16 protein-coding genes are annotated in these 14,816 nt (G+C 34.6%); 6 read left to right on the top strand and 10 right to left on the bottom strand.

The window, feature by feature from the left end; translation table 11 throughout:
- Nucleotides 1–57: 57 nt before the first annotated feature.
- Complete coding sequence (gene dapF, locus MHB75_RS03640; protein ID WP_340995973.1) at nucleotides 58–1,002, bottom strand: diaminopimelate epimerase; 945 nt, start codon at nucleotides 1,000–1,002, stop codon at nucleotides 58–60.
- 597 nt (nucleotides 1,003–1,599) lie between these two features.
- Here dapF and MHB75_RS03635 point away from each other — a divergent pair.
- Nucleotides 1,600–2,145 carry a GNAT family N-acetyltransferase gene (locus tag MHB75_RS03635; RefSeq protein WP_068453994.1) on the top strand — a complete coding sequence of 182 codons (546 nt, stop codon included), beginning with the start codon at nucleotides 1,600–1,602 and terminating at the stop codon, nucleotides 2,143–2,145.
- A gap of 83 nt (nucleotides 2,146–2,228) precedes the next feature.
- Here the strand turns inward: MHB75_RS03635 and MHB75_RS03630 are convergent, their stop codons facing one another.
- Entirely contained in the window at nucleotides 2,229–3,308 is a 1,080-nt protein-coding gene (locus tag MHB75_RS03630; RefSeq protein WP_340995972.1) for an undecaprenyldiphospho-muramoylpentapeptide beta-N-acetylglucosaminyltransferase, read from the bottom strand.
- 125 nt (nucleotides 3,309–3,433) lie between these two features.
- On the opposite strand from MHB75_RS03630, the gene MHB75_RS03625 reads away from it, so the two are divergent.
- Genes MHB75_RS03625 through MHB75_RS03620 form a run of 3 tightly spaced genes read left to right on the top strand, consistent with a single transcriptional unit; the run spans nucleotide 3,434 to nucleotide 4,183 of the window.
- The gene (locus MHB75_RS03625) at nucleotides 3,434–3,811 is read left to right on the top strand and encodes an MATE family efflux transporter (RefSeq protein WP_340995970.1); all 378 of its coding nucleotides are present in this window, start codon (nucleotides 3,434–3,436) and stop codon (nucleotides 3,809–3,811) included.
- Nucleotides 3,756–3,974 carry a DUF1648 domain-containing protein gene (locus MHB75_RS15070; protein ID WP_445666992.1) on the top strand — a complete coding sequence of 73 codons (219 nt, stop codon included), beginning with the start codon at nucleotides 3,756–3,758 and terminating at the stop codon, nucleotides 3,972–3,974. Before MHB75_RS03625 ends, MHB75_RS15070 begins: the two co-directional genes overlap by 56 nt.
- Complete coding sequence (locus MHB75_RS03620; RefSeq protein WP_340995968.1) at nucleotides 3,902–4,183, top strand: hypothetical protein; 282 nt, start codon at nucleotides 3,902–3,904, stop codon at nucleotides 4,181–4,183. Before MHB75_RS15070 ends, MHB75_RS03620 begins: the two co-directional genes overlap by 73 nt.
- Here MHB75_RS03620 and MHB75_RS03615 read toward each other — a convergent pair.
- From MHB75_RS03615 to MHB75_RS03600, 4 genes are all read right to left on the bottom strand, one after another.
- Complete coding sequence (locus tag MHB75_RS03615; protein ID WP_340995966.1) at nucleotides 4,163–5,065, bottom strand: CobW family GTP-binding protein; 903 nt, start codon at nucleotides 5,063–5,065, stop codon at nucleotides 4,163–4,165. The genes MHB75_RS03620 and MHB75_RS03615 overlap by 21 nt on opposite strands.
- Nucleotides 5,066–5,119: 54 nt before the next feature.
- Complete coding sequence (locus MHB75_RS03610) at nucleotides 5,120–6,616, bottom strand: lmo1851 family serine protease (protein ID WP_141274114.1); 1,497 nt, start codon at nucleotides 6,614–6,616, stop codon at nucleotides 5,120–5,122.
- 128 nt (nucleotides 6,617–6,744) lie between these two features.
- Entirely contained in the window at nucleotides 6,745–7,209 is a 465-nt protein-coding gene (locus MHB75_RS03605; RefSeq protein ID WP_141274115.1) for a YfmQ family protein, read from the bottom strand.
- A gap of 254 nt (nucleotides 7,210–7,463) precedes the next feature.
- Entirely contained in the window at nucleotides 7,464–7,685 is a 222-nt protein-coding gene (locus MHB75_RS03600; RefSeq protein ID WP_340995964.1) for a hypothetical protein, read from the bottom strand.
- Nucleotides 7,686–7,782: 97 nt separating this feature from the next.
- Between MHB75_RS03600 and MHB75_RS03595 the strand changes: the two genes are divergently transcribed.
- Together MHB75_RS03595 and MHB75_RS03590 are read left to right on the top strand one after the other, a co-directional pair.
- Nucleotides 7,783–8,019, top strand: a complete 237-nt coding sequence (locus MHB75_RS03595; RefSeq protein ID WP_068454006.1) for a hypothetical protein — start codon at nucleotides 7,783–7,785, stop codon at nucleotides 8,017–8,019.
- 13 nt (nucleotides 8,020–8,032) lie between these two features.
- Nucleotides 8,033–8,392: a glyoxalase gene (locus MHB75_RS03590; RefSeq protein WP_340995963.1), complete on the top strand. Its 360-nt coding sequence runs from the start codon at nucleotides 8,033–8,035 to the stop codon at nucleotides 8,390–8,392.
- Nucleotides 8,393–8,517: 125 nt separating this feature from the next.
- On the opposite strand, the gene MHB75_RS03585 is transcribed toward MHB75_RS03590, so the two are convergent.
- The 4 genes from MHB75_RS03585 to MHB75_RS03570 form a co-directional block, all read right to left on the bottom strand.
- Nucleotides 8,518–8,988: a hypothetical protein gene (locus MHB75_RS03585; protein WP_340995962.1), complete on the bottom strand. Its 471-nt coding sequence runs from the start codon at nucleotides 8,986–8,988 to the stop codon at nucleotides 8,518–8,520.
- A gap of 38 nt (nucleotides 8,989–9,026) precedes the next feature.
- On the bottom strand, nucleotides 9,027–10,169 hold the full coding sequence (locus MHB75_RS03580) for an ATP-binding protein (RefSeq protein ID WP_340995961.1): 1,143 nt from the start codon (nucleotides 10,167–10,169) through the stop codon (nucleotides 9,027–9,029).
- Between the two features lie 356 nt (nucleotides 10,170–10,525).
- Nucleotides 10,526–11,665, bottom strand: a complete 1,140-nt coding sequence (locus tag MHB75_RS03575) for an Abi family protein (RefSeq protein ID WP_340995959.1) — start codon at nucleotides 11,663–11,665, stop codon at nucleotides 10,526–10,528.
- Between the two features lie 153 nt (nucleotides 11,666–11,818).
- A complete protein-coding gene (locus MHB75_RS03570; protein WP_340995958.1) occupies nucleotides 11,819–14,809 on the bottom strand; it encodes a type I restriction endonuclease subunit R in 2,991 nt (996 codons plus the stop codon).
- Nucleotides 14,810–14,816: the final 7 nt, after the last annotated feature.

The raw sequence follows: 14,816 nt of genomic DNA, 5'->3' as shown, positions 1-14,816 counted from the left end.
GCTTCTATTTCGTTTCTCAAATTTCTTCCACTCCCCCGAGTTTGTTTTTCTCACGTTTCAAAAAGCAATACACACTTCTTTTATTTTTTGTAGATACTCACTTTGCTCCGTTAATTCTTCCTTTATATAAAGATGATTTTCGTCATCAATGTTCAATTCATATAATGCGATATATGTTGCATTTCCGATTAAAGATAATTTTGTTTCTGTTCCGCTTTGCTGCACGTGACACTTAACGAAACCACCTGGATTATAGACTGTAACCATATTTTCGTCCACAATGTGTAAAAGTGAAGCAACTAACGATGAGGCTGTCATCGCTGTACCACATGCATTGGTAAATCCAACACCTCGTTCATATGTACGGACAAAAACTTCTGATGATGAGATTGGATATACATAGCTAACATTCACACCATCTGGCGTATAATTATTTTCGTCATTTAAGCGCTTCGCTAATTGCTCCTGATGTTTAAAATCTTCAATATATGCTTTAGGTACAATTGAGATTAAATGTGGATTTGGTACAGATACTGCTGTATAACGTAATTCTGTTGAAAAATCAGCAATCTGTTCATCAATTAATGTGTGCTGTGCATTATAGACCATTGGTAAAGAAGCTAAATCGAATGACACAGGTGCAATCTCTACTGAAAAAGCAGGAATATCTTCTATTAATTCACCATGACGTGCAACATGTAAATCTGCCTTCATCGTTTCGATGATTCCTTGATCTTTACCAATCTTACTTAATACATAACGTGCAACACAGCGTAATCCATTACCACACATAGACGCTTCAGAACCATCCGCATTAATGACACGCATTTTTGCATCTGCATGTACTGATGGTAACACAACAAGTAGACCATCTGCTCCACCATACTGTACTGGGTCGCATAACCATTTACCGACTTCTGACCAATTCAACTCGTCATTTTTACCTTCTATTAAAAAGAATGTATTGCCTGAACCTTGAACTTTTAATACATCGTATTTCATCGTTAAATCCCCCTACATTTCCTGTCTATTCTATCATAATTCTTATTTTTTATGGTTACAACCCTGTGCACTTGAAGTCATAATTTATTTTTTTGAGAATTTTATATTTTTTTGAGAATTTTATACTTTTTTAACGAAAAATTGTATAAATTATATCAAATATCATACATTTGTTCTGATATTTTTTTCTTATTTGAAATATTTTTTTGCTTTAAAACGGCATATTTTTATTTAAAAGAGGGTATATAGTAAAACCTTATTTAAAATTTACTAAGACGAATAGACACGATTTAGACAATTTTTAAGATTTTTTATCATTAGGTAAGGTATTTTTTAAAAAAAGATAAAAATTTCGCATTTTTATCTTTTCAAATGATGTAATTCCTTGTATATTTAAATTGCAAAATAATTTCATAAATGAATCTCTATTCGTAATAGTAGATTTTAGGGAAGGCAAATGGTGCGTCACCAGTTTTCTGGTTCTAGTGGGTTCGATTCCCACCCCGAAATTTTTTATGCAACACTTATGAAAAATTTCGAAGGTGGAGCGAACATGGTATGTATGTTTGAAGGTCCACCCAAAAGGAGGCGTTAGGTATGCTTAAACAACGTGATCTTTACGAGAGTAATGAATTATTTGAATTGTTAAGCCACCCATCTGTCTTCCCTTTTGTCCGTCAAAAGGCTAAGACAGCAGATGAATTATGGTTTATGACTCGCCAGCTTATGGAGGAAGAAGAGCAAGGACTTGTTGTTTCTCGTACAATACTTGACGAGTGGGGCCACCCAATCGGGACGATTACACTATACGATATTGAAGATAAGGCTGGTTTTTTAGGCACTTGGATTGGTTTACCTTATCAAGGTAAGGGTTATAACCAACAAGCAAAACTAGACTTCTTCAATGAACTGTTTTTTGAACTAGACTTTCAAACTGTATTTATGAAAATTAAAAAAGAGAACATTAAATCTCAACGTGCTGCTGCGAAATTAGAGTATGCGTGTGATGCGAAAGAAAGTCACCCAGCACTATACGAAGAAATCAATGCAGGTGAACAAAAATTCGAATTGTTCAAAATCGAACGAGATAACTTCTACTTGTACACTGCTCGCCAAGCACAGGAGACAGAACAAGCGATGTAATAAAACAACCCCTTCATTTTTAAATGGAGGGGTTTTGTGTGTAAAAAAATCGAGAGAATCCTAAGACTCTCCCGATTAACTAATTATTTTTTCGCATATTGCATAATCAGTGCCACCATCTCGTCTGGTGTTTTTGGTGATTCTGCTTCTATCATATTTTGACGTAGAGCCGTTTCGTTCTCTTTTAATGTACGCAGTGCCTGCATGAAGCTTTCAGGTGTCAATTCTTCTTCTTGCAACACTTCTGCTAAACCTTGTTGTTTGAAAATTTTCGCATTGACGATTTGATCACCACGCGACTGCGCCATTGATAATGGAATTAATAACATGGGCTTTTCTAGCGCTAAAAATTCGAAAATCGAATTGGAACCAGCACGCGATACGATGTAATCACTCGCATGAAGTAAGTCAGGTAATTCAGTCGTCACATATTCATACTGCTGATAACCTGGCATTTCATTTAATGCCTCGTCGATATTTCCTTTACCACAAAGATGAATGATATTGTATTGTACAAGTAATTCTGTTAAGTTGTTGCGTACTGCTTGGTTAATGAACTTCGAGCCAAGTGAACCACCCATAATTAAGATGGTCGGCTTACCATTTGTAAATTGACACATTGCTAACCCTCTTGTGCGGTCACCTTCAAATAATTCTGGACGAATAATTGAACCTGTACAACTTGATTTTTCAGATGGTAAGTATTTTAATGTTTGTTTAAAAATCGTGAAAATATGTGATGCGAATGGTAATGAAATCTTATTCGCAAGGCCTGGTGTAACATCAGATTCATGTGAAACAACAGGAATACCTAAAACTTTCGCTGCAATAACGACCGGTACCGATACGAATCCACCTTTTGAAAAGACAATCGTTGGCTTTAATTTACGTAGTAGACCGACTGCTTGGAATACACCTGCCAGCACTTTGAACGGATCTGTAAAATTCTTCACCGAAAAGTAGCGACGTAACTTCCCACTTGAAATTGAATGAAACGGTAAATTGGGAAACGCTTCTGAAATAATTTCTTGTTCAATACCGTCCTTAGAACCGATATAATGAACGTCATAGCCTTTATCTAAAAATGATGGTATGATAGCTTGATTGAGCGAGACGTGCCCTGCTGTTCCGCCACCAGTTAATACAACTGTTTTCTGATTCATTTGTATAATAAACTCCATTCTATTTATACGATTTTTACATGTATAAAAATAATATCTTATTGTACTATACCAACCCATCCATGAAAAGGCACAATGGACTTAATTTTATGAAAGGAGGCGATTCTGTGTACGAAACGACTACGAACGGACAAAAGTGGAAGTTGCTTTTTGTCATTGTTTCACCCATCTTAGTTACACAAATTGCACTATATTTAGTTACCTTTTTTGATGTATTATTCTCAAGCAAATACGGAACAACTGATTTAGCCGGTGTCTCCATCGGTTCGTCCATCTGGATGCCAATCTATGTAGGGATTTCTGGTATTTTACTATCTGTTACCCCTATTGTAGCACAATCAGTCGGCGCAAAAAAAATGAAAGAGGCAACATTTACCGTCCAACAAGGAATCATCGTATCCATTATTTTAGCTCTGGTTCGCCACAACTATGCTACTCATCATTTTCTTCAATCGCCTTCCTGCAGAAGTTCCAAGTCACTATAATATTTTAGGAGAACCTGATTGCTACGCAAATCATTGGTTTGTTTTCTTCATTCCACACTCAGTATCGCTCTTTGGAGTTTCCTACGTTATATGGAACAAAAACCACAATTCATGCACCTTCCAAAACCCGATCAACGGCTCGCATCAGAAGAACAGCATATGATTCTCTCTCGTATGACTAGTCTTTTAAAAAATGAACTCTCACTTTTCCTTACATGGCTTATGTTGAAAAATGTGTTTCTTGCACTCGATATTATTACGATTCATCTAGGTATATGGGAATTCGTCGCTTTTGTTGTCATTCTAGTCGTAACATTTCTCATCTACTATATTCAATTTAAGCGTGCTCAATCACAAAGTAGTAGTGGGTAAAGGAATCGCATCTACTCCGTCGCCGATGATCACTAACTTCGGCGGCATTTTTATGAATTCAGGCATCCACTGCGTTAAACCGTATGCGTATTGGAATAACATCGGCTTACTATTTCCTTTAATCGGCAAATACCCTTTCATACGATACACTGTCTCTGGTAATGAGCGCACCCAATCCTCAATCTCCTCTTGCGTAAATGCTTGGTCTGTAAAATCAACTAAGCGAGAACTAAGGTGCAAATGATGTCCAATATCTGCTTTTTCAATATCCTTTGGACGCGCTGTCGCTTGAATTTTATTTAAAAATGAATATGGTACTTTTGCATTCGTTGTTTGAACGATTAAAGCATTCGGATTTAGTGCTTGTAATTCGTATGTGACTTGCCCTAACTCTTGTTCTGTTAATAAATCTGCTTTATTTACTAATAATAAATGCGCATGACGAATTTGCTCTAAAAATAAAGAACGTGTTTGTGGTGTCATCTCATGACGCATCAACCAACGCTTACTATCTGCTACGGTTACGATGCCTTTAATATTCAATTGATCTGCAAAAAGTGGTGAATATACTGCATCGAATGCTTCCACAGGATGTGCAGCACCCGTTGTTTCAATTAATAAGACATCAAAATCATTCTCTGCTAGTAACCCTTGAATTTGCGCTTCTGTATTTTCAGAACCTGTACAGCAAATACAACCATTCAACATTTCTTTTAACGGAATGCCTTCTTCAACTGCTTGTGAATCAAAATTTAGTTCCCCTAATTCATTCATAATAACTGCAGGCTTTAACCCCTGTTCTTTTAATGATTCAATCATATTCGCGAGTAATGTTGTTTTACCACTACCTAAAAATCCACTTAATAAATATACATCTTTCATATATAACACTCCTTTATGAAAAAAGGGACAACTCATCAGCTGCCCCCTTCTTACTTATTGATTCAATTCTTTTAAAACCATTTTGCGTGCTTTTAATAATTGTGGATCATCTTTACGGATTTTCTCACGTAATTCATCCATTAATTTATTTGTCGTTTTGCCTTTTAATATACCATCTACTGTTAGTTTATTATTCGTTTGGAAACGACTGACCGCATAAGATGTGTACTCATCATATAATCCATCAATTTTGCCTGGATTATAACCAAGTGCTTTCAGCATTTTTTCTGCTGCCTTCACTTGTTCTGATACATCCCCTAATTTCATTGTTTTAGAAGGATCTAAATATGGTAACGAAGCATAACTTGGATAATCTACTTTGACAGTTGGTTGAATTCCTTTTTTATGAATCCATTTACCTTCAGGTGTTAACCATTTACCTGTTGTATATTTTAACGTAGAACCATCTTCTAAACTTTTCGCTGTTTGCATCGTACCTTTACCGAATGTTTTTTCACCAACTAACGGAATATGTGCATCTTCATTCATCGCTGCTGCTAGAATTTCAGAAGCAGAAGCACTACCACCATCAATTAGTAACGCAGTTGGCACATCTACTTTACGACCATTTTGAGCGCGAATAATCTCTTTTTGACCATCTTTCGGCTCAATTTGCATAATTGGTTCACCCGCATCTACGAATAGACTCGCAATATTAACCGCCGTTGTTAAAATACCACCTGGATTTTGACGCACATCGAGTACAAGACCTTTCATACCCTTCTTCTCCATCTCATCCAGCTTCTTCAGTAATTCTTGATACGTTTGGTCCGCAAATGTTGTGATTTGAATATGTGCAATTTTATCTTTTGTCATTTTTGCATAAACCGTTTCGATTGGAATTGCATCGCGTGTGATTGTCACTTTATGCAGTTTCGAATCTTTTCCACGCTGATATTCTAACGTCACTTTCGTACCTTTTTTACCACGAATTTTTTGTACGGTCTCTGTCGCTGTTTTTCCTACAACTGATTTACCATCAACTGATTTAATAATATCATTTGGACGTAAGCCAGCCTTTTCTGCAGGTGAGTTTTTAATTGGCGAGACAATCATAACCTGACCATCTTTTTCTTGAATCTCTGCACCAATCCCATCAAAACTAGATGAGATACTATCATTAAATTGTGTTGCTTCTTCCTTGCCTAAATAGTCTGAATAAGGATCCCCTAATGACTCAATCATCCCTTTTAACGCACCATTCACAAGCGCATCTTCATCTATTTTTTCATAGTACGATTTGTTTAATTCATCATATGTATCAAATACTTTTTGAAATTCTTCATGGTTTGGTGTGCGTACTTCGACTACCTTCTTCTCCCCAACCGTTAAAGCAAAAATTGTGATACCTGATGTCGCAAGAATTAATACAATAATCATCATAATTAGTGTAAAGGGCTTCAGGCGAATGTATTTACCAGCAGGCTTCGTTTCTTCCGAGGCTTTCGGTTCTACTTCTGGCTGTTCCTCTTGCTTTTTCTGTTCGTCCAATATCTTTCACCACTTTCACTCTCGTCACGTGTACATACACTATTTCTATTTTAACAGGTTCTTAGCGTAACGAAAAGTAATAAAAAAAAAACGAATGATTGATTCGCTCAATCATTCGTTTGATCACATTAAACAAGTTGCATCTGTTTACTGCAAGCTGCTTGACCTTTTAATGTTGTATTCGATAGTTCTTCTGAGTTTAAGCTGTAAGAGATTACTTTTTTATTGCGTTGTTTTACTACATTTACGCGGTCTTCCGCATAATAAACAGATAGTCTTGAATGCTTACCTTTTTTATTCACATCGATTACGTACGGTACGATGTCTGTATCCGGATTTAATACCTCATCTTCAAAACCTTTAAAAATTGGATTACGTACTAAAAATGCGGCTTCATTAAATGATTGGATGAAATCTTCTTTCTCTTGTCCTGTTAACTCTTTTTGATCAAATGTAATTGTTACTTCTTCTGACTTCAACTTTTGATGCATCGCATAACGTTCTGTCAACCAAACAACCACGATATTTGGTGGTGCTGTAAGTAATTTGACTACTGTCCCAAGTACAAGCGTAATAAGTAATGCCCATGACATAATGAAAACATCTCCTATATAATAAGTTCTAGTTAATTTGTAATGAATATTGATTACGCTTTTATCCTATCATATGGACATGTAAAATCAATCCTACTTTTTAAATGTTCACGAGATAGGCACAATACCTCTTATAGTATTTGACAAAAAGATGAATTTCTTTTGTCAGAACATATTCAATATTCATAAATCACATTTGTTCGTGTAAAATAAGAACTTTAGGGGTTTTCTCTATTTCAATGTTTGTTACACTATTATTTCTTTTGGAACGCGCGCACCGCAAATACAATAATTAAAATCCCTACAATAAACGAGATGATTCGCACGATATAATCGGCTGTCAAAAAGGACGACAACGTATTCGCTTCATCATAACCACGTCCAGAAATAATCGACGGCGCTAAAATGATTAAAATTCCTAGTATGACATAAATAATCGCAAAGACCGTTCCTTTCACATCATCCGCTCCCTTCAACTCCCTTCTCTTTACCACTTGTTTCGAAAACTTACACAAAAACTATTTTAATTCCATTTTTTTACTTTATACTAATATTTAGGAAGGTGGTGACGTTATGACAGAAAAAAGTAGTATCGTATTAAGCGCAAGCTTTTTAATAGCGAGTGGCATTGTCTTCAGTTTAGAGCACATTGCTACGATGATTTATTGGTTCGCCCAAGTATTCACAGGCAGTTATCCAACCGAACCCGATCATAACCCGTTCTTATCGAATTTCTTCATTATTATTTTCTTAATTCTTAGCCTTATTTTCTTTGCAATGTTCATTAATTTACGTGGAAAACGTATATAAGGAGGAACCAACCATGTTCATCGACATCGATCATATCCAATTAGCTGCTCCGAAAAATAGTGAAGCTGCTTATAGACATTTCTTTCATGATATCTTAGTTATGCCTGAAATAGAAAAACCAGACAATCTAAAAAAACGAGGCGGCGTATGGTTCAAGTGCGGACAACATGAAGTACATATCGGTATTCAAGAACCCTTTACCCCCGCAACGAAAGCACATCCAGCCTTTATCGTGAAAGACCTAGCAATGCTCAAAGAAACATTACACGCACACAACATCGAGACAATTGAAGATGAACCACTTGAAAACGCGATTCGCTTTTATGTGAATGACCCTTGCGGAAATCGCCTAGAGTTTTTAGAGCGTATTTAGTGTGAGGAATAAAAAATCATGAACGAGAGGCTAGCTCTTGTTCATGATTTTTTGTTTGGCAGTTCGATTAATATTTGTATTCAATAGCCTATCTAATTAAAATAGACTGTCTATTGATCATTCAATTATTTCAATAAATCTGCAAGTGTTCCTTTTTTATTAGCTGATTTCTGCTTATATTGTTGAATCGCTTGTACTAATACATCGACATCATGAAAATATCGCTTCGCAAATTTATAAGATTTAATTTCACCTAATTTTAAATATTGTTTCACATAATCACTCGGCTTCATGCGTTTACGGACATAATCATCATATTTTCCCTCCGCATGAATTACTAGCATTTCAATTTCTGGTGCTGTAATGATATTCACAACGGTTACACGTTTTAAATAAGGTCCTGATAACTTAAAATTTTCATTCGCTGAATCTAATATACGATATACCGTAATCATTTCATTTGTTGTTTTATTTAAGTAATTCCGTTCGAAATTTTTTGCGCTACGACATCGCAAAACTTCCTCCTCTAAAAGTTGCTCACGTTCGAAAATAAGACAATTATTTTCAAGTAAAACTTCTATAATTGCTTTTTCCATAGACCCCTCACATAAACACGCTATTAAGTCAGGTCTTGTCATTCTTTATGCACCTGTTGGAAATACTTTTTCAACTCCATATATGCATCATATGAAGGTGCTGTTGTTCCTACATAACTACTTTGGTACACTTCACTCTTCTTAAAATCACTGCGATTCAATAAATCATTTAAGTTGTTGAAGCGTAACTTATCCTCTTTTAATGATAGGTAAATACTATCGTTACGCTCAAAATCATCTAACAGTTCTGAATAATGCGTTGTAAATACAAGTGTCGCACCTTGTGGATTAGTCCGTTCACTTTTAAAGAAATTAACAATGGTGCGAACAATTTCTTTATTAAAATGATTTTCAATTTCATCAATTAATAGAACACCCCCACTTTTAAATACTTTTTCAACGGCTGTTAAAACGTTTAAACCTTTAATTGTGCCAGAAGATAAATAAGCTTCTAAATGTTGATGATTGTTTAAATAAATTTCATTGTCTTGTCCTTTAAATTTTAAGCGAATCATCAAATGATTATTGCTATCTTTTTCTTCATATAAATAATCAATACTTTTATCAAGAAAACCAACCATCTGCAATGGGATTCTACCTGCTTTTTTCATGACATTCTTATTTGTTTCGCTAATTAAATCTATTATATCAAGGGGCTGTTGATTTTTCATATAAGCAATAATCATACTCATATCGTCAGCTAAATAGGGTGAATTTTCTTCCGTACGAATAGCTTGTAAATCTTTATCAGTGAAGGAATATAGACTTTTCTTTACTTTATTTATTGTCTTCTTCCAGATTTTTTCTTCTTGAAACACCAGTTGATTATAAGGATTACGCGTAACAATTGATTCAATTTTCATTAACTGATTATCATTAAAATGGAAGTACGCCTCTATTGTAAAACTTTGTTCATTTGCTAAAAAACTGTACTGTTCACCATTTAATTTTCCTTGTTTTAAATACAAATCAAATATAAAAGAGAGTATTTTTAATACAGTCGTCTTTCCTGAAGCATTAATACCAATAATCCCCAAAACATTTTGACGATACACATTACCTTTAATATGCGTTAAACCCTCATCATTCAATTCTGTTACACGCTGTTGTGCAACAAAATCAAGTTCAATCCCACCTTCAAATAATAATAATTCATTCAACTTCATTTTTAAAAGCCTCATCACTAACCACCTTTTAAACGATAAATACGTTTTTATGTTAGTTTAATTATAGTATTAAACGCAAAAAACTTCAATTAAAAACGTATAATACGTTTTAAAATATAAAAAAACTTGATACAAAAGTATTTTGAACAATAAAATCCTGTATAATTTTTAGCTCTACAATAAATAACGTTGGTGAAGAAAAAAGCACCGAACTCACATAAGACCGGCGCTGGAAATTCACTAACGTTATTTTTTTATAAAAAAGAAGTGAGGACGTATCTTTTTCAACCAGAAAATTTAGCTACTCATTACAAGCGTTAACTACGGTTTTAAATTCAATGATTTCTCTTAAAAATTCACTTACACATAAATTAATTATTTTTTATCAATTTATACCAATCGAATTTTAGTCCCATTAATCTTACAACTTCGTTATAAGTATCATTATCTAGACTCTTTTTTAATATTTTAAATTCATTTAAGATTTCATTAACAAAACCATCTAATTCTTTTTTATCCATAAATAAAGAAATAATAAAGATCAATACATATATACCTTTTCTAGCATTCAATCTTTTATTTCGCTGAGCCTGATTTAACCTAATCCTACCTCCTGGCTCTACGTAGTTAGGCAATTTTTTACCAAATCCCATAAAACAATCGTCAATCGGTACTTTAATCTCTGTATTATAAAACCTTTCATTATGTGCACATATGTTTCTATATATACTTAAAATTTGTATTATTCTTGAGGTATTAACAATAGCTGTTTCATTTGAAATTGACGGCAATGTTATTAAATTCATTTCTCTTATAATATTTAATTGAACCTCTTTTTTCTGTAAAGTAAATAGATGACTCACATTCCCAAATGTCAAAACATTCATTAATACCCACATGGGCATATACCCATGTTGCTCTAAATAAGCTTTTATAGATTTATTTTTATTTTTTCTTTGTTGTCCCAGTGTTTGATATACAGTAGCAATATATTTATCATATGTTGATTGTCTATCCCATGTAGTAAATCTATTTTGTGGTCTAGTTGTTGTAATTTTTGTGCTGATCACTCCAAAAGAATCGTTAGAATGTTCAGTGTAAAGAGGCGTTAAATCATAATACTTCCTTCTCAAGTATTCACTATCTCTATGTAAATTTTTTATTTCTTCTTTAGAATGCTGGTTATTTTGATATAAATGATATGTATAAAAACTTTGCACTACTTGATTTTTAAATATTTCTTCTAACTTTAAAATTTCTCTTAAAAATAACAACCTAAGATTTGAATCAAATTTTAACAAAGATTCTAATTCTTGTAATTGTGTACTCGGTCTATATATTTCTGGAGAGCCTTTTCTATTAATTAAGAAAGGATCTTTGTATCCATTGACGAGATTATAATAGTTTCTCTTACTTAACAAGTCCTTTTGAACCCCATCATTTGGAATGTTTATACCACGACTTCGAAGTATTTTTACTTTTTCACTAGGTAATGAAAAATATTTCTCCATTATATACCTCCTCTAAAAATACAGAAAGGCCGGAGGTTTATTAACCTGCGGCCTTTAATCGATCTTTTATGGCAATATCATATCACGAATAAAAAATCGTTTCAACATATTATATTCATTTTTACTCTTCATCCAAAGATTCAATGTCTTTTACTAATTATTCACTTCTCCATAAACTTCATCCATCATGTCACTCATGATATATGCTTTAAATTCATCGTTTTCTAAAATCTTCATGAAGAATTCTTGGTTTGTATTCATACGATCAATGACAAAATTCATAAATGAACGTTCAAAAGCAAATTTAAAGTTGTCTTTTGTATTGTTTTTTGCTTGCTGGCGTACTTCTTCACTATTCAACATATCCTCTTTCACTTGTTCACGTGAAAGGAAATCTGTTTCAGTAAAGTTCGTACCAAATCGGTCATTTAACTTATCTAAAATACTTGATAAGCGCACTTTTTCATCTTCTTGCTGACCGCCACCGCCATGTTTTTGTGGATCTAGGTCAATGCCACCTGTCTTTTCAAGTTCAATACTACCTTCGAATACTTTTTGATTACGATAATATTCTAATGCCACATCATCTGCGATATAAACATCTTTATCCCCTTTACCACGTGGTAGTTTACGCAGTAAGTACGTCAAATAAATGTATTGCTTGTGTAAGTCTAAATCAATAAACGTGACGACTTGCAGCACGAACCCATACGTACGTGTAAACTTCGTTGCGACTTGTTTAAAAGCAAATTGTTCTTCATCGGAAAGGTCTTTGAAACGTTCAACACCTTGATCAAGAATAGCATTCAAAGCTGTTTGTGCCCTCGTTGATTTTGTGACACCACCTGCAACTTCGATTTCATTCACTTGTTGAACTTCATCTTCTGTAAATACTTGATAGGGTTCGATTTCTGCCTGCATATCATATAAAATATTCGGGTCCGTTACTTCAGATAAGCTTGTCGATTCATAATACGGTTGGAAGGATTCTTTAATGACAGCTGGATCATTAATAAAATCAAGCACAAACGTATCTTCCTTACCAGGACATGTACGATTTAAACGAGATAATGTTTGTACCGCTTTAATACCGCTTAAAGGCTTATCTACATACATCGTGTGTAATAGTGGTTCATCAAACCCTGTTTGATACTTCTCTGCCACGAGTAACACTTTATATTCGTCTGAATTAAACTTCTCTGGTAGCTCTTTCTCAGAGAAACCATTCATATCAGGCTCTGTATAATTGATTTCGTTATCTTTTACAGTACCAGAGAAGGCTACAACTGTTTTTAAATCATCATAGCCCATGTCATTAATATACTTATCAAACGCCATCTTATAACGAACAGCGTGCAGGCGACTTGCTGTGACGACCATTGCTTTCGCACGACCACCAATTTTACGTTGCACAAAATTACGATAATGCTCCATAATAATTTCTGTTTTTTGCGCAATGCTATGTGGATGCAAGGAAACATATTTTGATAGCGTACGCGTTGCTTGTTTTTTCGATACTTCTGGATCATCATCAACTGTCTTCGCAATTTTCCAGAACGTTTGATACGTCGTATAGTTTTCAAGTACATCTAAAATAAAGCCTTCTTCAATCGCTTGGCGCATCGTATATTGATGGAATGCATGTGGTTTTCCATCTGTGCCCATCGTACCGAACTTTTCAAGCGTCTTCGGCTTCGGCGTAGCTGTAAATGCGAAGAACGATACATTATCTTGCTTACCACTTTTCATAATCGTTTCAACGATTTTTTCATCGACATCATCTAAGTTTTCTTCCGCAATACGATCTTCTTCGTATGCTGCTTCAAGTGTTTTATCAGATAATACGTTCGTTAAAGCAGTAGATGCCTTCCCACCTTGTGAAGAGTGGGCCTCATCAATAATAACCGCATATTTTTTACGTTCTAATCCTGCGACCTTTTCTAATACAAATGGGAACTTTTGAAGCGTCGTAATAATAATGCGAGTTTCATTATTGAGCGCTCGTGCAAGCTGCTCAGAATCTTTATCAATCGGCGCTACCATACCCGCTTTATGTTCCAGCTGATACACTGCATCTTGCAGTTGTTTATCTAATACACGACGGTCTGTAATGACAATTACGCTACTAAAAATCGATTCATTATCTGCATTGTGCAATTTCGCTAAACGATGTGCAAGCCATGAAATCGAGTTCGTTTTCCCGGAACCAGCAGAGTGCTGAATTAAATAGTTTTGACCAACTTGCTTTTCATTAACATCTATTTCTAATTTACGCACTGCATCTAATTGATGGAAACGTGGGAAAATAAGCATTTGACGCTCTCCAATTGTTTCACCATTCGAGTCTTTAATATCGTCTTTTTTCACGAAAACGAAACGATATAAAATGTCTAATAAGCTATCTGGCGTTAAAATTTCATCCCATAAATAATGTGTACGGTAGTTATCACCATAAGCTAACGGATTCCCTTTCCCGCCATTGTTGCCTTTATTAAACGGTAAGAAGTATGTTTTCTCTTTATCCAGCTTCGTTGTCATAAATACTTCATCTGGATCTACCGCAAAATAAACAGCGACACGTTCATTAAACTTAAACAATTGCTCACGTGGATCCCGGTCTTTTTTCAATTGCTTCATCGCATCTTCTACTGTTTGATTCGTTAATGGGTTTTTGAGCTCCATCACAACGATTGGTAAACCGTTTAAAAATAACACCATATCTAAGCTATTGTTATGCTTATCGCTGTAATAAACTTGACGTACAACGTTAAAACGATTTTTCGCATATTGCTCATTCAATGTTTTATTCATATCTGTTGGTGGTTTATTATAGGCAAGCTGTAACGTCACACCACGGTCTTTAATTCCTTTACGCAAACACTCCACTAGACCTTGTTTATGAAGCTGCATTTTAATACGCTTTAGCACTTCTTTTTTATAAGAAGGACCGTATGATTTTTCTAATGTGCGCATACGCTTTTCTTGTGTATCTTCTAAAAAAGCAAATAGTTCTTCAACATCAATCGCATGCTCTTTAAACGCTTGACTCGCTTCATCTGCTAATACACGCTTCTTATAACCAGTACCAATTAATGCTAGTTCAATATTCGTTTCAAATCCTTTTTCAGACGTATCTACTGCCATTCCATTT

Source organism: Kurthia sp. FSL E2-0154, from assembly GCF_038003625.1.
Taxonomy (GTDB): Bacteria; Bacillota; Bacilli; order Bacillales_A; family Planococcaceae; genus Kurthia; species Kurthia gibsonii.
This window is presented reverse-complemented; position numbering and strand designations above follow the sequence as displayed.